We start from the raw sequence: 24,750 nt of genomic DNA on the forward strand, positions 1-24,750 counted from the left end.
GTTTACCAGGTTCCGAGCATCAATAACGCAAACGTGTTGGTGATGGGTGGCTACGCGACCTTCATCGTCACAGGCGATGTCAGCATCAGCGGCCAAAACGGCCTGACCATCGCACCCGACAGCTCACTGAAGATGTATGTCGGCGGCTCGTCCGTCAGCTTGGGCGGCAACGGCGTGATGAATAAAAATGGTTACGCGCGCAATTTCAAATTGCTGTGCGCAGATTCCGTCACGTCCTTGAGCATTGGCGGCAACGGTGAATTCACCGGCTGTGTTTACGCCCCCAATGCGGCGGTGAAACTCAACGGCGGCGGCAACTCCGATCAGGATTTCGTCGGCGCCCTCGTCGGCAACACCATTACCATGAATGGTCACTATAGTTTTCACTATGATGAGTCGCTCAAGAGCGAAGGTGACAGCAGCCGCTACGTGATGCAGTCCTGGCAGGAAGTCTCTCTGACCCAGGCTGGAAACTGATCGAACACTGCCTTTTTCAACCTCCGGGCGAGCCATGCTCACCGGAGGTTTTTACTTTTAGGGACACGGGATTCAAGAGCAGCGGCACGCAACCGTCACATGGCGGAGCTTTACCCAATTCTGTTGGTTCGATTTGGAGCGGCATCAGAAATCCGGAGAGAGGATCTCCGAATTAGTTCAAAGCTGCCTGACAGCCGTCATTCCGATAAGGGAATCTCTCATAGATTGTGGCCAAGGCCACGTTCTCGTGCCAGCGATCGTTTACACCAGGCCGCACCACGCTTGGCAAGATATCGATTTACTTCGAGAGCACCGACAATGGCCGCGGAAAAACAACATCCGAAGTGGACGTTGGCGAATTCGAAAAGCGGTGGCTGGGACAAATCGCCACCGGCATTTGTCTGGTGGCCAGATTGCATTCCCGAGTTTATCCCGAAGCCTAAGAAATTTATCCTTTGAACACCTGCGAAAGCAGAAGAATCAACTTCTAAAGTTCCTCCCATGCGACGGCATCATAGCCACGGATGATGGGCACGTTGGGCAGCGCCTCATCGAAGTGAAAATTCACGTGGCCATTCATGGTCGCTGATTTGACTACTACGGCACCTTTGAAATCGATGGTGTCGGAGCCACCTCCGCCCAAGGTCAAATCGGAGCCCGGTGCATAAATGGTCCCGGTGTAGGTTCCATTGCCCGACATGCTGATGGTTTTATTTCCGTCGAGTCCCACCAGCATGAAATCCTTTGGCGCCGCAGCTGGATCGGTGTTCAGCGAACCGGCCCCCGACATCGAGAACGTCTGGCCCGCCATGTATATCGTCAGGCTGCCCCCCTTTTCAATGGTGATGGCCGGTGTGCCGTTCAACTTGACATCACCCGTAATCAGCAGCCGCACATGGCGATTGGTGGTGATGAGCAAACTGGTGGAAAGGGAGCTGAGCGTGTAATCGCCGTCATATTGGGGAACGTAGTCGTAAGCTGACGCCCCACCGGGTTTTGCCGGCGCCCCAAAGGTATTCCAGTCGGCCGGCAAGCCCGCCACCGCGACGTCCATGTTGAAATCGTTGGCAATGGTGCCGGAAACCGTGCCGTTCTTCAGAATCGAATTGGTGACGGTCTGCAGGCTGTTCGTGTTATTTGCCCCGAGCAACAAATCGCCATGCACATTGGCATTTCCCACATCCAACAACCCATAAAGGCTCACCACATCTCCCTGGCTGCCGACGTAGCTGGAATTGGTCGAGTTATAGCTGTCCGTGCTGATGTTGTTTCCCTTCATGTCAACGTCGTTTAACGCAACCAGAGCCGCGCCAAACAACGGCGTGGCGGCGGTTTTAACCCGCACCACCCGCACCAGTGTGGCTCCGAGCGCCGGCACCGTAACCCGGCCCGTGGAATAAAAAATCGGCGCGCTGTCGGCGGCAAAGGCCGCGTAGTTGACGTCATATTGGCTTCGCCCAATCGTCCGACTGGCCGCCCACGCGGCGCCATTGGTCCGATACTTGGGCATGCCCACGTTAACCTGGGCAAACGCCTCTTCAACACCCGCCTCCGCCGTAGCCAGTGCCACGTTCCACGCCTGGGACCGGGCCACCGTGGCGTTCTGATGCCGGACGAGCACGAGATAGCTGGCCAGCACAATACCGATGATGACGCCGGTAACCAGCGTGACCATCAGAACGCTGCCGGCGTTCCGCGAGAGGCGTGTCAAACGGAGCTTCATGGTCACTTGGATTGTTGGTTGCGGAGCACGATTTGGGCGGTTTGAATCGTTTCGGTGTTCACCAGGTTGGTGCCCATCACAGACCGCGAACATTTCCAGTTCATGCTCACCAGCTTGCACAATGCCAGCGTATCTGCGGTGTGAAAGGCATTCGTCTGGTTCGCATAGGGCGTGCGCTGCCAGAGGCTGAAGTTCCAGCGTTCACAGCCGGTCAAAAGAGTCTGTTCCTCGGCTTTGTCCGAATACTTGGCCGTCAATTCCTGGGCCGCCGGATCCCACGCGTATTTGACGGTGATGCCCTTGGGGGCGTTGGTAATCAGCAGCCAGATGGGCGTCGTGTTGGTTTGCACGCCGATCACGGCGGTCGCCTGCCGGATTTCCCGCGTCATGCGGTCGATTCCCAGCCGGCTTTGCTGGTCCAGCACGGAGTAATTGCCCAAGGCAATGAAACTGCGCGCGCCAAAAACGATCAGCGTCACCACAATGGCCAGCACCAGCGAACCGATAGCCACTGCCACCAGCACTTCCACCAGGGTCATCGCCCGGCGTGCGGCAGTGGATTGGTTTGGGGCGGCGCAGAATTTCATTGGCGGTAACCGTAAACGTAGTTTTGCATCCCCCAACGGGCGACCTGAGTCCGCAGTTCACGATAATGCGGCACCGGCGCGCCAATTCCGTTGGTCCAGCGCACTGCAATGGTCACGGCCTTGATGTCGGCCAGGTAGCCGGGCGACCCGAGATATGTCGGCTGGTTCAGGCTGATGCTGCCGTAGTAGGTCGCGCCCAGCGGGGCGTAATTGTCGGTGAAATTCGTCTGAAAGTAGGCCGAGTTGGTTAACTGGCTCCACGTGTAGAGCCGAAGGGTTTCGGCCCGCTGCACCAGAATCTGCGTGGCCCGCAGGTTTTCGCGCGCCACTTGAATCACTGAGAACGCCGCGGAAAACGCCAGATAAAGCGACACGAAGAGCACACCGATCACGCCTACGGCGACCATCACCTCGACAAACGTGTAGGCTCGTCGTGAACCGCATCCACGCTGTTGGCTGGCGCGCATTTTTGTGCTGTTTTGCTCCCCGATCTGCATCACGGCTAACCATAACCACAGGCAATGTCAAAATTAAACCCGGGAAAAACCCGTAACCTCCGCGTTTGCTGGCCCCGGTGTCTCCCGGGGTGACTCGGCCCATTCACGCGTTCTTGCACTGCTGTTGAACATCCTCTACACCGTGGGCGATGAGCAGACCATCGCAACCCACGGTCCCTAAATGGCCATTCTTTTTCAGCGACGCCTTCATGTTAGGACTGGCTTGGTTGATTTATGCCCAGGGCAAGTTTCCGATGGATACCTTTAACACGGCCGCCCTCTGTGCCTGCGTCGCCGTGGGCGCCGCCTTTGCCGTAACGCCGTTCGTGCTCGATTACCGTCTGATCCTGAAGGCCACCGAAGCCGAGGCCCTGACCACCACAATGGACAAAGTGCAAAATCTGGAGACCGTGGCCACGCAAATCGCCCAAGCCACCAGCCAGTGGCAAACTGTGCAGGATCACTGCGCGAAAACCACCACGGCGGCGCGGGAAATCGGCGAACGTATGGCCACCGAAGGCCGGGCCTTTGCGGAGTTCATGCAAAAGGCCAACGACGCCGAGAAGGCAAATCTGCGGTTGGAAGTCGAAAAACTACGTCGCGTGGAGGCCGACTGGCTGCAGGTGCTGGTGCGCATGCTGGATCATACCTTTGCCCTGCACAAAGCCGCGTTACGTTCCGGAAAGCCTGCATTGATCGAGCAAATTGCCCAGTTCCAAGGCGCTCTGCGGGATGCCGCGCGCCGCGTTGGTGTAAACCCGTTTTCCTCCGATGCGGGCGAACCCTTCGACCAGACCAAACATCAGGCCAATCAACCCGGACAACCGACAGCCGAAGCCGTCGTGCGGGAAACACTGGCCACCGGTTATACGTTCCGTGGTCAAATGGTCCGCCCCGCCCTGGTCGAACTGACCTCCCCGGCCGAAGCCGTCGTGGAGCCGGCCGCCTCGACCGCACCGGCAGACGACACCCCGAAGGAGCCAACCCTGTTCTAACCGCCGGCCGGTGCACCCCTTGCCAGCCACGCTGTGAAAATCAGACTGACACTGTGACCCCGGGCGCGAGGAAATACAGCCAGCAGCGGGTAACCGGTTTGCCGTAAATGGCCGCCAACGCCGCCGCGTAAAGTTTCAACTGGGGGCGATACAACTTCTCTTTCGCCGCCACGTCGGCGGCCGCCACCTGGTCGGTCTTGAAGTCGAGCAGCCATAACTCTGCGGGCAGCATCACCACCAGATCGGCGACGCCCTGCACCACCACGAATTCTCCGGCCGTGTCCGCCGCCGCCACTCCGGTCATTCGCTCCAATTCGGCCATCGTGAAGCGCGCCGTGAAGGGCAGTTCACGCCGGATTGCGGCGGCGTGCACCCGAATTTGCCTCCCCACATCGCCCTGCCAGAAGCGCGCCAACGCCGCGAGTTCCATCGCCGCCGCCTGCTCTGCACTGAATACACCTCGCGCCACCAGCGCCGCGAGTTGCCGGCGCAAGTCCGCCTCGTCACACGGCTGCTGGAGATTCAACCGTTGCAGGAATTGGTGGTGCAACGTGCCGATCTCGGCGGCGCCCCCCGCGCGCGGCGAACGCCGCAGCGGCTCCAACCGGGCCACCCACGGCCGCGCATCCTCATCCGCCAGTTCCGCAGCCTGCCGCCGCAGCGTCGTGACACTGGTCTTGGCGGCGGTGTTCGTCGCGACGCGATGGGGGTATTGCCAGCGAATACGCTGTTTAACCTCTTCAATCGCCCGGCCAGTTTCCGCGCTGGCTTCGGTGGCGGGCACGGGTGAATCGGCCGCGGCCGGCAACGGCATCCGTTTTACGGCCGCCCAGATGCGCCAACTGAGCAATTCCCCTGCTCCGCCGCTGTCCTGCCAGTCCTCCGCCCGTGTCACAGTCGGCAGCCACAACAACAACCAGTCGAGCGGCGTGCGCGCCGCGAGAATCTCCCGGTCGGCGGGAATGCGGGGCGGCACGGATTCCCACGCCTCACCATCCCGCCGCGTCGCCGTCGCCGTCAGCAAGAGACGGTCACGCGCCCGTGTCGCGGCGACGTAGAGCAGACGGAGTTCTTCGCCCAGAAGCTGGTGACGATGTCGCCGCGCCGCGAGCCAGTGCGCCAGCGATGGATGCTTGGTGCCCGCGGCGGGCAACACCACGCGGGCGCCCAGACCAAACTTTTCATCAAGCAAAATGTCCTGCCGCAAATCGTCGAAGTTGAACCGCCCACCGAGGCACGCCACCACCACGACCGGAAATTCGAGGCCCTTGCTTTGATGGATGCTCATCAAGCGGACGGCATTTGGCGTCGGCGCAGCGGCCGGCTCCAAGTCCTGTCCCGCCGCCTCCAACGATTCCACAAATTTCAAGAAGCGGAACAATCCCTGGCGTTGATACGGATCGTATTGACGGACGGCGGCGACGAACTTGCGCACATTGGCCGCCCGTTCCGCACCGCGTTCACCCGCCTTGATGATCGACTCGTAATCCGTCTCTGTCAGCGCCTGCTCCAGACACTGGGACAACGATGCGTGCCGGACCCGTTCCCGCCAGACGGCAAATTGGGTCAGAAAGCGATCCACCTTGGGCCAGGCCGTTTGGGCCGCCGCGGGCAGTGTGGTCCCTTCGGATGGCTGCCGGGCGACGCGATGAAACTCCCGCACGGCCGTCCAGAAACGGCGCGCGCCGTTGACGCTGCGGACGGCCGCCAGTTCATCCAGACTGACCGCGACGAGCGGCGAACGCAGCACGGCCAGCAGCGGAATATCCTGCAACGGATTGTCCAGCAGCCGCAGCAGGCTCAGCAAATCCATCACCTCCGTGCTTTGCAGAAAGCCTTCACGCGCCGCGTGCAATGGCACCCCGCACTTGTGAAACTCCTGCGCAAACGCCTCCACCCGGCTCCGGGGAGACCGCAGCAAGACAGCCATGTCACGCCATTCCACGCGTCGCAGTCGCTGGAATTCCTTGTCCCAAATCTCGAGCCCGGATTCGTGCAGCTCGCGCAATCGTTGGGCAACCAGGCACGCCTCGCGTTCCACGGTCAGCAAGTCCTCCGGCTCCGCCGCGCCGTCAGCCGGACCGTTTTCCCCACCTTCTTCCTCACCGGAATCGCGAGGGATCAGGTGAAATTCCACCGCCCGCTCCGCCGCGCGCGGCTCGTCCGCCGCCGGTTCCTCACGGCCCGGCACGAGGGGTTCATACGGCACGCCGCCGATGGTGTCGCGCATCAGGCAGGGAAAGAGCGCGTTCACGAAGCGGATGATGCCCGGCACGCTGCGAAAATTCTCCGCCAGCACCACGCGCCGCCCGCGGATCCCATCCTGCCACTGTCGTTCGTAATCACGGAACAGCTCCGGCCGCGCGAGGCGGAATTGATAAATGCTCTGCTTCACGTCACCGACCAGAAAGCGGTTGGCCAGCATGACGGGTGTTCCAGGAACTGCTTCATCGGACGCTTCGCGGCTGATGGCGGAAAGAATCGCGTCCTGTGCGGCATTGATGTCCTGGCATTCATCCACGAACACATATTCCAACGCGGCGCGCCATCGCCGCGCCACCGGCGTCAGCGCGCCCGCATCGTCCCGCAGCAGCCGCAACGCGAACTGCTCGAGATCGGCGAAGTCGATTCCGCCCGCTTCTCGTTTGGCCGCGGCGAAGGTGGCGGCAAACTCGGTCGTCAGCGACAGCAACGCCTGCAGGCACGGCCGCACCTGTGTCCAATCCGCATCCAGGCCGTCGCCCGCTTCGGTCGATTCGCACTGACTTGCCAGAAACGCCGCCTCGTCGAAAAAGCCCTGGAAGGGCTTCCGCAGTTTCAGCTTCATGCGCGGCGGCCAGTCAGCGTCGGCCTCGAGAATGGTCTGAAAATGCGGCCCGCAGGCCGCCGTGCCTTGCCGGGCCGCCACGGCGAGCTGTTGCACCGCCAGCGCGCAGCGGGCCATATTCGCCGCTTGCGCGGCCGCCGTGGCCAGTTCCGGCTCCCATTCCTTCGCCCACTCGTGCACCGCGGCGCGGAACCAGTCGCGCCATTGCACCGGTTCGGCATCGGCCAGGGCCTGACGTTGCGCGGCAAACCAGCCCGCGGGCGACGGCAGCGTTTGGGTGTAGGTGTGGACCTGACGCACCATCGCCCGGATGCCTTCCACGTCACCCTGACCGTAGCGCCGGATCAATTCCCGCACCGCCACAGACAGCTCGCCGGCGCCGGCAAAGCGGGGCGCGAGACTCGCCTCCAACGCATGTTCGATGAGCGGCCGGGTTTGTTGTTCATCGAGCACCTTCATCGCCGGATCCAGTCCCAGCAGGTGGAAGTTTTCGCGGACCAATTGAAGGCAGAACCCATGCAGCGTGCAGATGCGGGCCGAATCGAGCAGCGCAAGCTGTTCCTGCCACCAGCGGGACTGCTCCGCTTCCGTGCTCGCCTCAGCCGCCTGCATCAAGCGCAGACGCAGCCGGTGCCGCATTTCGGCCGCGGCCGCCTCGGTGAAAGTGACCAGCAGCACATTCTCGATCGAGCAACCGCCCGCCAGCAATGCGGCGCAGCGCTCCACCAGCGTGCTCGTTTTGCCGGTGCCCGCGCCGGCCACGACAATCACGTTGCCGCGCGCCTGCACGGCGTCTTGTTGGGATGGCGTCAAGGGCATGCCGAAGGATCGGTCAAGGAGTTGAGGGTTTGGGTTTGCGCGCCTCCAACCGGCGGAATGCCATCGTCCACGGATCAAACCGGCACACGGCCCGGTAGGCGCAACGGTCGCAGGCCGTTTCCTGCTTGAAGCGATACGGCGAAACCTCCGCGTCGCCGCGAAAAATCGCCCGTCCAATCTCGCGCAACTTGGCGATGGCGCCGTTGACCAGGCCGGCAAATTCGGCGGAGGTCAGGGCTTCGTTACCCCGCTTTGAAAACGAGTTGTCCCGGTTTTTGCTGAAACGAAACTGGTCGCCCTTGGATTCCCCACGCGCGTCAAACAGTTCCAGCACGCCGCCGTCGAACCGGCCGCGATGTTGAAAGCCCGCCCGCGTGTCCACCGCGGAAGCCGCCGCCTCTGCGCGCGTCGCCGCCGTCAACGGGCGCGTTCGCAACGGCACGTAAAAGCCGCCGGCCGCCCGCAGGCGCGGAGCGCCGAACCACGCCGCCGCCTCGGGCTGATGAGTCAAGGCGGCAAGATACGCGAGCAACTGCAATTCGAGCCCGTGCTCGATTTTGACCGCGTCCATCTGCTTGCCACCCGATTTGTAATCCAGGATGACCACCAACGTCTCTCCCGTTTCGGTCGGGCAGAGGTCCACGCGATCAACGCGGCCCCGCAGTTTCAGCGAGCGCCCTTCGCCCAGGTCAATGCCCCAAGCGGGCAGCGCCGCGCCGGGAAGGCCGAAGCTCACCTCCACCGCGGCGGGATCGAAGCCGTATTGCCGGGCCCAGCCCACCAGCGTTTCAATGAGTTGCTCCAGGTTGTTCAACAGCAGCGACGCCGTAAACCGGGCCGCGTCGTCCACGTTCAGCAGGCCGCCGCGGTATTCCTGGATCACGGATTGCCCGATTTCCCGAACCCATTGACGCGCCTCCGCCGGCGCCAGGTCGCGCCAGCATTTTCCCGCGTCGCGCACGCGGAGGTGAAATCGCTGCAACACCTCGTGTTGAAAACTGCCCCGCTCCCGCGCATCGACGACAAATTCCTCCCGCTCCTGCGTGCGCAGTGCCCGCGCCGCGAGGAAGTGGAACGGACAGGCGGTAAAATCCTCCAGCGCACTCACCGACGTGGCGAGTTCATTGCCATAGAGGCGGTGCGCGACATCGTCGCCCAGGCGAACCGCCTGCAAGGCAAGGCGCGCGTTCGCCCAACGTTGCACCACCGGCGCAAATTCCTCGCCGCCGGCCAAAGCGTCCAGGCCGTCAGGAGCGGGCGTGATTTGACCTTCGCCTTCGTCCGCCACACGGGCCGATTGGCGGCTCAGAATGGGCTCAACCAGTTCCGTCCGATGCCGCGCACCCGTCCAGTCCGGGGCTGTGAAGGTCGTTTCGCAAACGCCGGGGACAGCGCGTTTGATGGCCGCCACGAACGCGGACGGATTGAGCGTTTCGCCCGCGGCCTTCACGTTGGCCCAGGTGGCGGTCAATTCACGGCTGGCGCGCGTGAAGGCGATGTAACCAAAGTAGCGTTCGTGGCCGAGTTGCTGTTTCAGGCCCGCGCCCAAGGCCACGCCGCGCGCCTCCAGTTCCAGCCGGTCCGAATCCGTCAGCAGCACGCCCGGCGTGGGCGGCGCCGGGAAAACGCCCTCATTCAACCCGAGCACAAAGACCCGTTGCAGATCCGGATTGCGCGACCGATCCACGCTGCCCACGAGCACCTGGTCGAGCGAGGGCGGAATCACCCCCACGGTCAATCCCGCCAGCCCCGCTTCCACAATCGGCAGCCAGTCGCGCAACGGCAGGGTGGTCGGCCCGAAGGCGCGCTCCAGATTGTCCAGCCAGTCATTCAACTGCGTCCACACCGTTTCGTGCGCCGCGCTGTTGACGTCCAGATCGGCCGCCCGTTGGCGCCAGGCGGCGAGCGTTTCTTCCACCGGCAAGTCGCGCCACAACCGCCGGATGGCCGCCGCGAGCAGTGCGCCATCCGGATTGAATCCGGCCCGCTGGAGCGGCTCTGCAAATCTCGCGAACGGTGGCAGAATGTGCTGCCGCAGGCGTTCCAGCTCTGGTGCCCGCCCGGGTTCATCCGGCAACGCGAACGGTTCATGCCAGACGCGCCCCACCCAGCCGCGCTTTAACGCCTCGTTTTCCAGCCAGTCCACGTCCTCGTCGGACACGTTCACCAGCCCGGTCTTCAACGCGCCGAACCAATCCTCCTGTCGCCAGTCGAATGTCACCGTGCGCAACGCATAACGCGTGAGCTCGGCCAGCGGGTGATGTGTCACCACCTCGCGCCGGTCGAGGAACAACGGAATCTCGTAGCGGCGCAGCACCCGGCGCAACACGTCGTGGTAATCCTCCAACGAACGGACCAGAATGGCGCAATCGCGGAACCGTCCCCCGCCCTGCACGTGCTGCAAAATTTCCCGCGCGGCAAAGGTTGCCTCGGCTTCGGCATCCGTGCAGGCCACCAGGCGGATGGAAGATGGCGCGGCAGTGTCCGCAACCGGCGCCGCGCCTGCCCGTTCGTGGCCCGCGGCCCAGACGCGTTCCAACGCGGCCAGTTGCGGCGCGTTCGCAAACCGGCTGTGCACCGGATCCCGGGTCAACACGGACACCGCCGGACTGGCCCCCAAGGCTTGCGCCACCGCCTCCCGACAGCGGCCGAACGTGCGCCCCACAACCGTCCAGGGCGAAAGCCACGAGACCTCCGCCAGCGGTTCGCTTTCGAGACAAAAGGCCAGCGTGACGCGTTCCGCATGCGGCACCAGCGCCGCCAGCAAGGCAATTTCCTGCGGTGTCATTTCGGCGAAACCATCCAGCCACAGTCCCGCGAGCGGGAGCCGCCGGCCTCCCTCAAACCCGCTGCGCAAGGCTTCCGTCGCCAGGTCGAGCAGCCGGCTGGCATCCTCCAGCTTCCGCCCGTCCGTTTGCGCCTGTTGCAGCCATGCTTCGTAATGCCCCAGCAGCAGGGCGAGATCGTCCAGCTTTTCCGCCAGCCGCCCTGATCCGCGCGTCGTCGCTGCCAAGGCCGTCAGCCTCGCAGGCGAAACGCGGTGGCACTGGAATTCCCGCAACAACTGGCTGAGCTGGGTGGCAAAGCCGGTGAGCCGCGCGCTGGCACGGAAGATTTTCAACCCGGCATGATGCTGCGCGAGCAGGGCGCGAAGCACCATCACCCGCCCCGCCTCGCTGAGCAGCTCGGGAAACGGCCGCTCAAACTGGTCGAGAACAAACGCGGCGAGACGCTCGAAGGAAAGAATCTGCAGCCGGGAATAGCCCGCCAGCCCGGTGGTGGACAGCAACTGGCGTTCGATCTGAAACGTCGCCTGCTTCGGCGCAAGAAACACGAGCGGCGGGCCGTCGGGCGCGCGGCAGAGTTCCGCACGCACTTCCTCGACACAGCGGAACGTCTTGCCGCTGCCGGCCGGGCCGAGAAGGAATTGCACGTGCATGCCGCAGCTTTTCTGGAAAGCCGCCGCGCGCCAAGCAATTTACGGTGTCCGTTGGGAGGAACGAGAGCAGGTGTCCGCAGTCGAGGCGCGTAAACGAGGACCTCGATGATTTTACGCCTCAACCCGTTTGCCGGGCTGCGGGTGAACCACCTTGATTTTGGGATGCCGGGCGCGGATGTGATGCTCAAACCATTTCCGCGCGGCGTCGTCGCCATGTGTGAGCAGCACCACCCGCGGGTCCACCTTCCCGACGAAATCCAGCAGATCCTGCCGGTTCGCATGGGCAGTCAAATCGAAGTCGAGCAGCTCGCAGCGGCGGACGGCTTCACCCCCGCTGGGGCTGAACAGGAACTTTTCCCCCGGCCTGGCTGCCTTGAGCCGGCCGCCGGGCGTCTCCGGATCCGCGTAGCCGACAAAGAAAATTCCGTGCCTTTCGTCAGTCATCATGCGCAGCGCCAGGTCGTGCGCAGCCGTGTGTTCGCTCATCATGCCCGAGGTGATGACAAAAATGCGCCCGCCGCCCAGCTTCATTTTGCGCATCTGCTCGGGGTCCGCGACGATCAATTCAAGCGTCTCGTGCAACAGCAGGTTGCTGTGCTGGCGATGCGTCCGGTGCGCCTGCAAATCGTAAATTTCCGAGAACACGCGGCCGAGCCCGCCGATGTAGATGGGCTGGCGCTTGAGGCGCCCCTCGCGCATGAGCAGCGCCAGCAGCGTCAGGATTTCCTGCGTGCGCCCCAGTGCAAAGGCGGGAATCAGCACGCTGCCCTTCCGCTTGAGCACACGCTGGATGGCCTGGGCCAGCCGTTCGATTTCCGCCTCACGGGTGAAACCCTTCGGCACCGCGCGGTTGCCCCGCGTCGTTTCGAGGATCAACACATCCGCCTGCACGTCCTCGAAACGCGCGGCCCGCAGGATGGTCTGGTCATGAAAACACACGTCGCCCGTGTAGAACATCGTCTCCTTGCGGCCGCGCACCATGACGCCGGCCGAGCCGAGCGTGTGGCCGGCGTCCAGGAATTCCAGCGTGGGCGAGGGCTGCCCGCTACGCGACTTGTGAAAAGCCGCCCATTCAATCTCGCGGTTGTAGCGGAAGCCCTGAAACAAAGGCGCGATTTCCTCCACTTCACCGTGCGTGAAAAGCGGGTATTCGCGGATGCCGCGTTCCTCGCGTTCGCGCATCATCACATTGACGGAGTTGTGGAGCACGCGCTCGACAATGAAATAGCTCAGCTCCGTCATCAGCACGTGCGCCTTGGGGAAGTGGCGGATGGCCACCGGCAGCGAGCCGACATGGTCGAGATGACAGTGCGAGATGGCGATGGCGTCCACCTCCTGTTCGGCGACCTGTTGATACAGCGGCAGGCTGGCGTTGCCGTCATGACGCGGGTGGGTGCCGGCATCGAGCAGCAGCCGGTGCCCTTCCAACTCCACGAGCCACGAGCTGGCGCCGATGTTCGAATCTGGATTAAGATTGGTGATGCGCATGAGTGAGTTGCTATTTGCCGAGCGCCTGGCCGATGAGTTTTTTCATGACGGCCTGTGACAGCGCCCGGGCGTCGTCAAATTTTTCCGTGCCCGCGGGCAGGTCGAACAAGGCCGGCTCGGCCCGCTCGAATTTGACCCGCCAGAAATGCAGGATGACCCGGTTGGTGCCATCGTGCGTCTCGATCTGCAAGGGAAAATCCTTGAGGTCCGCCGCGTTCCAGGTGGTGGCCTCGAACCGCTGGCCATCCGGCGCCGTCAACACCACCTTCGTTTTGACGCAATGATGGCCGTCCAGTTTTTCCTGGCCCAGCGGCGTCCTTTCGATTTTCGCCGGCCGCTGCAGCACCGCGAGGTCATCGTCGCCCAAGGGCGCCACAACACACGCCTTGAACGCCGGATACAGGAGGTAGCTTTCCTTCTTGTCCGGCCGGACCAGGGTGACGACACGGTCCATGCCGACGCTTTGCGCGGCGGCGGCCGCGAGCGCGGGTAATTCCTTCGATTTGAGCCGGGCGACGTCGACATCGCCGCGCATCTTGCCATCCAGCAGCCGGAACTTCAGCGGCGCATTGAGCGTTTCCTCCCCCTTCTCGTCCAGCATGCGAATTTCCAACTGCGCCGTGAAGGCAGTGATCCCGCCAAAGAGCCGCACCAGTGCGGTGTTGAGGCCGGGTGACGCACCGGCGGCGACCTGGGCGGACACCGGCACAAGCGCGGTCCACAGGAGCAAACCGGCCAGCGCCAGCGGCCACCACAACGATCGGGAACGGACAGACATCGCGCCGCAACATAAACCCGCCCCCCGCTTAAACCAGCGAAAACTCCGGCCGCCGGCCGGCCTCGTTGAAGGAATCCACCGGTTTTACCTGGCCGTGCGCAGCAGTAATTCCTCGGGCGACTGATTCGTGGCCATTTCCATCAACCGGCGGTCGCACAGCTGAAGGTAATTTTCCGCGATGGGATTGTTGACCGATTGCAGGCGCAGCGAACGTTCAAACCACGCGCGGGCGGCGGCGTAATCGCCCGTTTGCACGTAGTGCCAGCCGATGTGCGCCACCGTGTAGTAACCATTGGGGTCCAGATCCTCCGCCCGGCTGTAATAGGGCATCGCGGCCTCGTGCTGCCCGAGCCAGTCAAGACACATCGCATAACGCAACACACTGTAGGCGTCGTAAGGATTCAGCTCCATGGCGCGCTTGAACCACTGCATCGCCGTCTGCGCCAGTTCCGCGTAATCGTCGCCGCCGTCCCAGCTTTGCACGCGGTAGCACTCGCCAATTTGATACGCGATCTCGAAGTTCTTCGGCTCGGCGGCAAACGCCCGCTCCAGCGCCGCCGCGCGTCGCGCCGACAAATCGGGCATGGCTGCGGCCCGCTGCAATTGCACGTATTCGTCCGCCCGCCGGAGGCCCGCGACCGTCAGGACCGTCATGCCCGCGAGCAGCAGCAGCGTCACCAGCACCACGACGGACCGCCGCACGTTGAACCACCAGCGTTCGGTGGCAAACCGCAGATGCGCGGCCAGCAGCGCCATCAGTGTGACCGCCAGAATCGCATTGGCCGGAATCTGCATGTTGAAATCCACGAGGCTGTGAATGGCCAGGGCCACCAGCCCGAAGGATGCGCCCAGCACAAACGCGAACCGGTTGCTGCGACGCTGGCCGAGATCCGCCGCCGTGCCGCCCACGTAACGCCACGTCTTGAGGACGCCCGCCGCCACCAGACCAACGGCGAGCCCCACCAGCGCCAGCCCGATGATGCCCCAGTCCACAAGCGTGTTGAGGTAATCATTGTGCGCCCGGTCCGGGCGGAGTTGCACATCCTGCGGCCGGACGCTGCGGAAACGGTAGTCGAAATGGCCGGGCCCGATGCCAAGCCATTTGTCCTCTTCCCACAGCCGCAGCGCGGGCCGCCATAGCTGGTAACGCACGGTTTCCCGGCTCGTCGCCTCCTCGACGCCCGCGGCAATGCGATGGCGCACCACGGAAAGCTTCGGCGCGTAAAAGCCGGCCCCGACGGCAATCACCAGCAACGCGAGTCCGGCGGGCCACCGAAATCCGCGATGACACAGCAGCACGAGAAAAAAGAGCACCAGCGCGAACAGCGTGGCCAGCCAGCTTCCGCGCGACAGGCTCACCGCAATCCCCGCCGCCACCACGCAGGAGGCGTAGCCGAGCAGGATGCGCAACACCGGCTTCATGCGGCCCACAATGGTGTAGGCCAGCCCCAGCGGCAGCAGCATTTCCAACAGGCCGGCCATGTGGTTGGGATTGATGTAAGTGCCCGTGCCGCGGCCACGATAGGCGTCGTTCGCAAAATTCCAGACGTGCGCGTTGCCGGTGAAAAACTGGTAACACGCGTAAAACGCAATGCCCATCGCGAGAAAAAGCATCACGTAGCCAAACAGGTTGACCGCCTCCTGCCGGTGCAGGTTGTTGATGACGATGAAGAACAACGCCGTGTAAATGAGGACGCGGAGGACTTCGAGCCGGGCGACATATTCAATGTCCGCCGTGAAGTAGCGCACGACGGCATAAAGCGCGAACGCCAGCACGGCCCAGCCCAGCGGTGGCATCAAAAACTGCGGCCGGGGCTTGAGCCAGAGCCGCACCAGCCACAACAACATGGCGGCCACCGTCAACCCCTGGATGATGAGAAACTCCAACGTCCGCACGGCGCCGGTCGCCAGCGGGCCAAACACCAAAATGCCGAGCACCAGCGCGATGATCCCGCGCTCGCACCAACGGTCCATTTGTTCACGATCCATGCAACCCAGAGGCTAAAAAACCGCGCGCGACCGGTCACGCGAATTAGCGCGCGCCGCATCCTGGTTACGGCGCGAGGCGCACCCGGTAAAAACGGGCCGACGCCGGCGCCGAAACGTCGACTGCGCGCAGGACCGGCCCGGTGGCCACGCCGTTCGTCAGCACCTGCCAGTTCGGCGCCGCCAAATCATCGGTGTATTGCAGGTCGTAAGTCCGGTTCAGCCGCGTCGTCCAGGCCAGGTTGAATCCGTTCGAACCCGGCGTGGCCGCAAACAATTTGGGTGCGCGTTCCGCAACAGGAGCGAGGGCCACGCCCCGAAACAATTGCCCGGGGCCCGCCGTGGCCAGGATCACGACGGGCGACAGCGCGCCATTGTCCGTGAGGGAAATCAACTGGTTGCCGGCATCCTCGGCCGTGGTCGCAAACAGCACCGGCCGCGCGCCCGAGAAATCCACCGCCAGCCCGCGGGCACCCCGGTTCGTCACGCCGGCGAAGGCATAGCTCAGCGACCAGGCACCATTCGTGAAATCCCATCGTTGAAGGCCGCCCAGATCGCCGACGGTGTCGTCCGCCACATAGGCAGTCGTGAACTCCTGATTGAAGGCGAATGCATACGGTTTCCCGGTTGGCGAACTGAACAGGAGTTCGGGCGTGGCCGCAACGGTGGGAGCGCCTGAAATGCGCCACAGCCCCGGCGTCGTTTTGCTGGTGCTGAAATAGAGGTTACCGCCCGACATGTGCACCACGGCCGTGTTTTTTACCGCGGTTTGGATCACGGCCGGCGGACCGTCACCGAAATAACAGGTGCCGCTGGCCGCACCTGCGCCCCAGTAGTTGCCAAGGCCGTCCGTGGTGCCGGAGCGCATGTTGTTCCCGCCATATTGATTGGTGGTGACTCCCACCAGTGCAAAGCCCCCAGCGGCGTCCATGACGCCCAGCGCACGTGGCACGGTGACGGCGTCCGCATTGGCCAATGACGAGGCAAGCACCGCGGCGTCGGCGAGGTTGAGGTGGTAACCCGCCAGCACCAGCAAACGGCCATCCGCCGAACGCGTGAGTGCGCCTTCGGAGGAGGCGCTGCCGCTGATGATGAACGCGTTCGTGGCGTTGTTGGGAACGGCATGGGAGTCCACCCGCACGCCGTTGGTGGTGAACTGGTCGATGAAGACGGAATTGCCGTGGCTGCCGAGCGTTTCGGTGCCGTCGCCCACCCGCAGCACGGCGAGATTACCCGCCTCAAACGGCAACGGCCCGTTGGTGTCGCCCTGATAGGTGGTCGTCACCGTCGTCGTGGCGCCCGGAACCTCCGTGTTGCGCAAATCGTAGCCCGTGATGCTGACCTGATTGGTGCCCGGCTGCAACGTGATGGTCGCGGTCCAGTTTGTCAGGCTGGTCCATGTAACCGGCACGACGGCATCGCCGAACCGGATGGTTGTCACGCCTACGGGCGCCGTGCCGGTGAGGGTTTCGAGATTGTTGGATACCGTGACGGATGGATCGACACCGAACGGCGCCGCCACCCCGGCCAGTTGCGACTGGAGAAAACCACGGCGCTGGCTGAACCAGTGCTTGACCACCGTCGCGTCCGTCAAAGGTTGTCCATCACACCATTGAATGCCGTTGGCAAACAGCGCCTGCGATTTCGCATCAATGACCGGGTCGCAGTGCTCCGGCGCCAGCGGACCGTTCACGGCGTCCTCGATGGCCCGCCAATAGGCCCGGGCAAAGGGCGGAAACGCGTAGAAGCGCGTGAGGGTTGGATCTTCCGAATTGAACAGCGGCGCGCTATCAGGCGCGTAACCGGCGTTCTGCTGGGCGGCCGCAAGCATGAGCCAGTCGAGATCGAACATGAAGAGCTTCGCCTTCCCGCTGGTGGACTGGAATAGATACATGTTCTTGCCGATTTGATGACCCCACGAATCGAAATTCACAATGATGTGCTCGGTGGCAAAGATGCGCATCCATTCCTCCACGTCCACCAGGCTGGTGACGTCGCTGGTGTAAGGCTCGGGCTGCGCCGCGTTGAAGGCATCGACGAGGTCGAACAGATGCGAAAAGTCATTCACGCGGTCGGCCGCGCGGAACAGCCAGTTCCAACGGTAACGCGCGGTTTTCTTGAGCCCGCCAGTGGTAAGGTAGGGCTGCAGGCGCGGCTGCGGATCCGCCACGAGATTGCCGGCGTCGCCGAATTCAAAGGCGCGCTCCACCTTGTAAAAGGCGCCGTCGGTTTCGTCCGGCGACCATTCATCCAGGAAATCGCCGCCCGGCTGCATCACTGCCTCAAACGTGAGGTGCCGCGCCTCATCCGTCACGCCATTGACATGCAGCCGGATGGTGTGCCGGTGACTGAAGGGCAGGTTCAACTGATCGGCGATCCAGTAGCCCATTTGCTCCTGTAAGGCCGTGGTTTCGCTGCCGTGACCGCCCGGCCAGTCGAGCACCAGCTCGTTGGCACCGAGGAACAGATCGTCGTCGGGAAATTCCACGCTGTAACCGCAGGCCTTGCCCGTGGGTGAATCGTAACCGGGCGCGATGTAGGGGCTGCCGGCGTAACGCGCCCCGGTGTTGTAAATCACCCGGCTGTCATTCAAAACAAACGTCACGTCAAACGGCGTGTTGTCGGCCTTGTTCCGGCTGCTCCAGGCATTGAGCGTCGCCTGCGTCATCCAAATGCGATAGACGGGCAGATTTCCCGTTGGCTGAACTTCGCCCACGCGCACCAGGCACTCGCGGCTGGGCGCATTCGCGGGAAACCGGGCGGTCACCGGCTGGACTGCGCCATCCGTCGCCTCGAGGTAAAAGGCGATCAGGGTTCCCGCGGCCTGGCCCGGGATGATGGCGCGGAAGGTGCCGTCGCCGTTGCTGTCCATGGACACCGTGGAATAAACCGCGCCGGGATCGAGCCGATACTTCAGGCTCAAGGTTCCCAAACCATCGACATCGCTGATGCGGGCCGTCACCACAATCGGTTCGCCAGCTTGCGGCAGCACGGGCGCGGGGTGGACCTCCGTGATGGCCGGCGGTGCGTTGGTCACGTAGCGGCTGTTCGGCAGCCGCGGCGTGCCCGGCGACGCGGGCAGGTTCATTTCACCCACGCATTCCAGCCAGTTGCCACGCAATCGCAGCAGCACTTCGGGATGCCCCGTCAGCCAGCGCACTTGGGCCTGGATGGTGGCCAACGAATTGGTCGGCAGCGGCGGGTTGACGGCGATGCGAACACGGTTGACCTGGTTGTCACCGCGGTCCACCGCCCGGATGTGATAGGACTGGCTGCTGTGGTAACCTTCCCCCGTTTCGAGGCCGGATTGGGATTCGGTGCCTTCCGCGGTCCAACCGCTGGCGCCGGATTCAAACGTCGAGTTGGCAAGGTGATTGGTTCCGCCCGCGTCCAGCACCTGCACATCGTCCACCAGACACTCGCCGGCGCCTTGCAGGAGAATCTGCAGCTCGTCGGCCGCGGTGCCGTAAGTGGAATTGTCCAGCACCCCCGTCGCCGTGACGCTGGTCCACGCGGCCTTGTGCGATTCATCGCTATCCTGCCAGTTGGGCGCGAGCGAATTGTCGGCCCGGGGATCAATCAGTTCCAGACTGCTGCCGTCCTTGTGCGCCCACCGTCCCCAGCGGCCCCCGATGCCGTAGGTCAGTTCGTTTTCGACCGGATAAATCACGTTCGTCACCGCTTCACCACTGCCGTTGGTGGTGATCAACGTGTCGGTCCGGGCGAGCGCGAGCCGTTCCCCCTTGTGCGCCAGCGAGCCGCTGAAACTGCCGGCCAGCGTGGCGGTGGTGAGATAGGGATGCGTGGCCTGCAAATGCGCGGCGTTGCGCGCCACGACCAGATAGCCGCCCGCCGGCAGGACGGTGCCATTGGAAAACGCAAAGCTGATCCCGCTCACAAATCGCCAGCCGCTGAGATCCACCGGATTGAAGCTGCGGTTGCAGAGCTCGATGTATTGGTCGTCGTCATCCAGCGTGATGGGCGCATACATGATTTCGTTGATGACCACCGGTGCCGCCTGCGGACCGCTGTTGAGCGTGCCCGGAGAGGCCGTCGCCAGCGGGCTGAATCGTTCGACGCCGTCCGGCTGCCGGCCGGTTGCCACGTCTGTTTGTTGCGCGTCAAAGCGCACCGCGTCAAGCACCCGCGTCCGGCCGGGGTTGTGGAGGTAAATCGTGTCCCCCGCCGCCGCGAGGGCAAACCCCAGTTGGGCTTCGTTGAAAGACAGCCAGCCGTGGGCCGGAATGATCGTTCCGGAAGGGAGCACCAGCTCATTGGTCTGCGAGTCGCAACCGAGCGAACACCCGGAAAGGTCGAGCGAAACCGCCCCGCGATTGTAAAGCTCGATGAACTGCGTCTGCGCGACGCCGTGCGCCAGAAATTCATTGATGACCACCGGACGCAACGGATCGGGTGTGACGGGATCCAGCCGGCCGGGCGATCCGCCCACGGAATCGCTCGCAGCCCAGGCCTGCGGGTCGTTCTCGCCATACGACGGCCGCGCCAGCACCAACGAATGCCCCGCACCATCCGCCGCCACCGGCCACGGCGCGCGGTCCGAATATTCCACCTCGAGAAACACGCCACCCGCTTGATTGAGCAAACGCACCGTGCCTTCGCTGTTGGGAAGGCTGCCCGTGAACGGACCGAACACGTTGCTGAGCCCGTATGCCGCGGCCAGCTCCGAGGGCGACTTGGCCACGACCAGACAGGCGCCGCCGGCGAGCAGCGTGCCCGGCGGAAACGTGTAATTGAGGTCGCCCGCCAGCGAGTAACCGCCCAGGCTTTGAGGTTCACCGCGCGTGTTGCACAGTTCCACAAATTCGAGCGCGCTGTTCGTCGGATGATACATGATTTCCGAAATGACCAGCCCCGTGCGCTGGCTGGACGGACCCGGCACTTCACCCACCACCACGACATTCGGGCCGGCATTCGTCACGGCGGCCAGGTCGCGGAACCGCACCGTCGTTGACGCATTCGTATCATCACTGGCCGCGAACAGGCCGAAATAAAGGGTCGCCGGCAGGCTCAAACTGGCGGTGCCGGTTTGGGTCCAGTTCTCGCCATCAAAACCCGCGTAGCCCGTGAATGTGTCACCGGCGCGTTTCAAACGCAGCCAGGTGTTGGGATAATTGACCGGCACGGAACCCGTCCGCATCGTCGCGCTGTTGCTGGCTGTGCGCGCCTCAAAAAATGCGCCGCTGATGCTTGGCGTGGCCAGTGCGGCAACAAAACGCGCCCCCGGAGCCAGCGCTTCCCGCGCCATCAAGCCGGCCTCGGACCAGGCATTGACGAACGCCAACGCATCCAGCCGCACTGCCACGTCGAAATCGCCATTCTTGAACAGGTAACTGAACTGGGCCTGGTCATTGGTGCCGCCCACCCCGGCACCGCCGGCCGTCAGATCCAAGCCGTTGGTCTGGCCGGATTGAAGTCCCGCCACCACCGGCGCACCGATGGCCTGCGGCTGAAAGACACTCGCGTTGAAGCCGGCCTGTGAGTTGGGCGCGATCTCGTTGGCCGCCGCCGATTGATCGGTGAGATGATTCACCGTCAGCACGTAGGGCGCCCCGTCGGTCGGGACGGCGACACTCAAAACCACATTGCTTTGCGACGCATCCAAGGCCGCTCCGGAAATGGCCACCGCGCCCGCCGGCCCCGCCAACGCAAAGTTTGCCAGTTGCATCGCCGTCGCCGGCACGAGGCGTTCCGAAAAACGCGCCTCCACCTGATTCAACCCAAGCGACTGCGCGGCCACGAGCGAAGGCGCACGGGTGTCCGCCATGACGAACAACGTGGCCACGTGGCTGGTGGCCGCGTAAGGAAGGTTGCTGACGACATTGGCCGCCACGACGGCAAAGCGCGCGCCGTCGTCGGCCAGCAACGCCGCCGGAATCGTGTAATTCAGGTTCGTCGCGCCCGGGAGGAGCGCATCGTTCTTATACCATTGCACGGCGGGCGCCGGGTTGCCGGTCACCGCCACGGCAAAGGTTGCGGACGCCAGTTCATCAACGGTCTGGTCGGCTGGCTGCGTCAGGACGAAGGGCGGAAACGCCTGCGCCGGCTGACCGCTGACCGCGTATATTCCGGTCGATTGCGCCGATGAGGCCCGACTGAAGGTGAGGCGGGTCAGTGGTTTGTTGGTCGGCCCCAAAAGCGCCGCCAGATTGATCGTGGTCGGATAGAAGCGCGGATTGTCCGGCGCACCTTGCGTGGCACCGGAGGAAAGCGTGATGCGCTCAACACCACCGAGGGCGTAACCGGAATTATTGAACCAGTCCGGCGCGCGATAATTGGTCACCACGGTGCTGCCGTCTGCAAAGGTCAGCGTCCAGGTGCCCGCGCTGCTCGATGAAGCGCTGGCTGAATTGGCCAGGACGGAAATGCGGTCATAAACCGCCGGCTTGATCAGTTCCAGCGTGCCGCTGGTGCTGCCGGTGGCGCTGCTCAACACCAGCGCGTTGCTCGCGGTGAAGGATGAAAATTGAAAAACGGTGTCGTCGCCGGTTGCACTGAGAAAGCTCCCCGAAAGTGGCAGCCCGTAACTCGTCCCAGCCAGTCCCTTCTGGTAAAAGGCCCGCCCTTCTCCGGGATTCAACTCCATCGCCGCCGCGTCGTAAGGCGGCCCGACCGCGCCCTTCTCCACCACCACATCACGATTGAAGCCGGTGACGGCCACGGGCCGCTGGTTCGTCGGATTAAACTCCTCCAGCCGGAAACCACCCAACGCGTAGCCGTAAACGCCGTTGGCCACGCCGCCGCCCGGCAGACCATTGGTGTATTGCCGCGTCGTCACGCTGAACGAACCCGCCGCCGACGGCACAATCTCCTCCCAATCCACCATCGCGCCGTCGGTGTTGACTCCCGTGTTGATGGCCACTTGATTCGCGGCCAGCCCTGCCGTAAAGCCGCCTGCGTGGGCACTGACAAACGACGTCGCACCGTCGATTTGAAACAAGGACCAGCGATTGGTATAGGTGGCGCCGCCGCGCACCACGCCGCCTTTCAAGCTGTAAACTTTTGTCGGGTCCAAGCCCGTAATCGTGTAAGTGACGAAGGCTCCGGCCGGAACCTGGACGATGGCATCGGATGCGCCGGCACCCGCAAAGTCCACGTAACCATTGAAGGCGTCATACAAGGGTGTGCCGGGATTCGGATTGGCCGCCGCGGGTGCGCCGCTGACGCTGCCGGCGCTCGTGATGACGACGCTCACCGGCAGCGCCGCGCCGGAATCGACATCCTTCAACGCACCGCTGCTGCCAGGAGTATTGCCCATGATGTTCCAAGTGGTCACATTCGTCGCTGTGCCACTTGCGGGCGCATGGTCGTTGAACGCCACAAACTGCGCACGGCAAAGGGGCATTGCGGCAACAAAAGCAATGAGGCTGAACCAACGCCATCCCCGACGTGAAGAGAGATTCGATTCCATGGCGACAATGTTCTGGCGGGGAGGATTCACACTCCCAAGCCCGCCCTCCGCAACCCCCGTGCGGGCCTGCCCCAGCTTGGACAGCTTCCCCCGCACGCCCGACACGTCGCAACGGCAAAGGACGCATGGGTGGAAGTTTGCAGAATACGTAAGGCTAAGAATAAACCCACCCCATGCAAGTCGCACAAGAGTGGTAGGCGGGAGTCCGGGCGTTGGATTTATCCGGTTGCCAACTTGGGGACCGGCGCGCAAACATCGATAAACAAAAAAGCCCGTCCGGCCGAAGCCGGACGGGCGGATTAAAACATGGCCCTTCAGCTCAGGTAGTCGCGCGGATCCACGATCTTGCCCGCGATGGCACTGGCGGCCACGGTGGCCGGACTGGCGAGGAACACCTGCGATTCCTTGTCGCCCATGCGGCCGGGGAAGTTGCGGTTGGTGGCGCTGATGCACTTGAGCCCCGCCTGATTGATGCGGCCGAAGGTGTCCACCGGACCGCCCAGGCACGCGGCACAACCGGCGTTTTCCGTCATGCGCACGCCGGCGTCCTCGAGGATTTGCCAGATGGTCTTGTCACCCCAACGCGTGGACTGCAATTCATGCACGATGTCGGGCGTGGCCGGCACCCCGAAGGTGTCGATGCTCACCTTCCGGCCGCGCAGCACGCGGGCGAATTCGACAAAGTCGCTGGTTTTGCCGCCCGTGCAGGAGCCGACATACGCGCGGTCGAGTTTCATGTGGCCCATCTCTCGGGCCTTCTTGCGCTGGCCCGGATCAGGATGGCAGGCCACGGTGGGCTCAAGCTTGTCGAGGTCCACCACAAGTTCGTAAACGAACTTCTGGTCGGCGTCGGCCGCCACGGGTTCATAATTCGCCTTCGTGCCGTTCAACCTGGTCCGCGCATCAACGTATTCCGCCGTGCGCGCGTCGAAGGGGAAGATGCCGTTCTTGCCGCCCGCCTCGATGGCCATGTTCGCAATCGTCATGCGGTCGTCCATGGAAAGGCTCGCCACGCCCGGACCGTCAAATTGCATCGCGCGATAGGTGGCTCCGTCAAAACCGATTTCGCCGATGCAATGCAGGATGACATCCTTTGCCATCACGCCCGGCTGCAATTTCCCTTCCAATCGGAAATGCATCGTCTCCGGAACCTTGATCAACAGCTTGCCCGTGCCCAGGACAAAGCCGGCGTCCGTGTTCCCGATGCCGGTGGCGAACTGGTTGAACGCGCCCGCCATGCAGGTGTGGGAATCGGTGCCGAAGAGCACTTCGCCCGGACGCGTGTGGCCCTTGGCCGGCAACGCGGTGTGACAGACGCCCGCGTAGTTCGCGCCGTATTGCCGCTTGAGGTTGCCCTTGGTGGCATCGAATTTCCAGGTGCCGTTCGGATCGTCAATCACGTCGTAAAAGTAGGGCAGCCCCTGCTCCCGGGCGAACTCGCGCAGGATGTCCACGTTGCGGTTGGACCGCGAATCGGCCGTGAAAATGTAGTGGTCGGGAATGATGACCACCTTCTGGCGGTCCCAAACCTTGGCGGTCTTGCCGAACTCCCGTTTGAACACGCCAATGGTGCCGGGGCCGCACACATCGTGCGTCATCAGCACGTCAGCGTTCACCCAGATGTTTTCGCCGGCTTCCACCTTGGCCTTGCCCGCCGCACGGGCGAGCAACTTTTCAGTCAACGTCATAGTCCGCAGAACGTATC

General features: G+C 63.3%; 13 protein-coding genes. 3 read left to right on the forward strand and 10 right to left on the reverse strand.

The window, feature by feature from the left end; all coding sequences use genetic code 11:
• Together VFV96_17330 and VFV96_17335 are read left to right on the forward strand one after the other, a co-directional pair.
• A partial coding sequence (locus VFV96_17330) for a collagen-binding domain-containing protein (protein ID HEU5072169.1) occupies positions 1-477 on the forward strand: 477 nt, incomplete at its 5' end.
• A 227-nt stretch (positions 478-704) separates the two neighbouring features.
• Positions 705-920: a hypothetical protein gene (locus VFV96_17335; protein HEU5072170.1), complete on the forward strand. Its 216-nt coding sequence runs from the start codon at positions 705-707 to the stop codon at positions 918-920.
• Between the two features lie 44 nt (positions 921-964).
• On the opposite strand, the gene VFV96_17340 is transcribed toward VFV96_17335, so the two are convergent.
• Genes VFV96_17340 through VFV96_17350 form a run of 3 tightly spaced genes read right to left on the reverse strand, consistent with a single transcriptional unit; the run spans position 965 to position 3,254 of the window.
• Complete coding sequence (locus tag VFV96_17340) at positions 965-2,200, reverse strand: hypothetical protein (GenBank protein HEU5072171.1); 1,236 nt, start codon at positions 2,198-2,200, stop codon at positions 965-967.
• 2 nt (positions 2,201-2,202) lie between these two features.
• Positions 2,203-2,787 (reverse strand): prepilin-type N-terminal cleavage/methylation domain-containing protein, encoded by a 585-nt coding sequence (locus VFV96_17345; GenBank protein ID HEU5072172.1) that lies wholly within the window; start codon positions 2,785-2,787, stop codon positions 2,203-2,205.
• The gene (locus VFV96_17350) at positions 2,784-3,254 is read right to left on the reverse strand and encodes a hypothetical protein (protein ID HEU5072173.1); all 471 of its coding nucleotides are present in this window, start codon (positions 3,252-3,254) and stop codon (positions 2,784-2,786) included. The genes VFV96_17345 and VFV96_17350 overlap by 4 nt, the downstream gene beginning before the upstream one ends.
• Positions 3,255-3,538: 284 nt before the next feature.
• Between VFV96_17350 and grpE the strand changes: the two genes are divergently transcribed.
• A complete protein-coding gene (gene grpE / locus VFV96_17355; GenBank protein HEU5072174.1) occupies positions 3,539-4,279 on the forward strand; it encodes a nucleotide exchange factor GrpE in 741 nt (246 codons plus the stop codon).
• Between the two features lie 40 nt (positions 4,280-4,319).
• On the opposite strand, the gene VFV96_17360 is transcribed toward grpE, so the two are convergent.
• The 7 genes from VFV96_17360 to VFV96_17390 all read right to left on the reverse strand — a co-directional run bounded on the left by VFV96_17360 (position 4,320) and on the right by VFV96_17390 (position 24,733).
• Entirely contained in the window at positions 4,320-7,925 is a 3,606-nt protein-coding gene (locus VFV96_17360) for a UvrD-helicase domain-containing protein (protein ID HEU5072175.1), read from the reverse strand.
• A 13-nt stretch (positions 7,926-7,938) separates the two neighbouring features.
• Positions 7,939-11,364: a PD-(D/E)XK nuclease family protein gene (locus tag VFV96_17365; protein HEU5072176.1), complete on the reverse strand. Its 3,426-nt coding sequence runs from the start codon at positions 11,362-11,364 to the stop codon at positions 7,939-7,941.
• 111 nt (positions 11,365-11,475) lie between these two features.
• Positions 11,476-12,852 (reverse strand): MBL fold metallo-hydrolase, encoded by a 1,377-nt coding sequence (locus tag VFV96_17370; GenBank protein HEU5072177.1) that lies wholly within the window; start codon positions 12,850-12,852, stop codon positions 11,476-11,478.
• Between the two features lie 10 nt (positions 12,853-12,862).
• Positions 12,863-13,630, reverse strand: coding sequence for a hypothetical protein (locus VFV96_17375; protein ID HEU5072178.1), 768 nt, complete (start codon positions 13,628-13,630; stop codon positions 12,863-12,865).
• An 84-nt stretch (positions 13,631-13,714) separates the two neighbouring features.
• Positions 13,715-15,619, reverse strand: coding sequence for an O-antigen ligase family protein (locus VFV96_17380; protein HEU5072179.1), 1,905 nt, complete (start codon positions 15,617-15,619; stop codon positions 13,715-13,717).
• Between the two features lie 64 nt (positions 15,620-15,683).
• On the reverse strand, positions 15,684-22,892 hold the full coding sequence (locus VFV96_17385; GenBank protein HEU5072180.1) for a lamin tail domain-containing protein: 7,209 nt from the start codon (positions 22,890-22,892) through the stop codon (positions 15,684-15,686).
• Between the two features lie 467 nt (positions 22,893-23,359).
• Entirely contained in the window at positions 23,360-24,733 is a 1,374-nt protein-coding gene (locus VFV96_17390; protein HEU5072181.1) for an aconitase family protein, read from the reverse strand.
• Between the last annotated feature and the right edge of the window lie 17 nt (positions 24,734-24,750).

The organism is Verrucomicrobiia bacterium, from assembly GCA_035765895.1.
GTDB lineage: Bacteria > Verrucomicrobiota > Verrucomicrobiia > Limisphaerales > DSYF01 > DSYF01.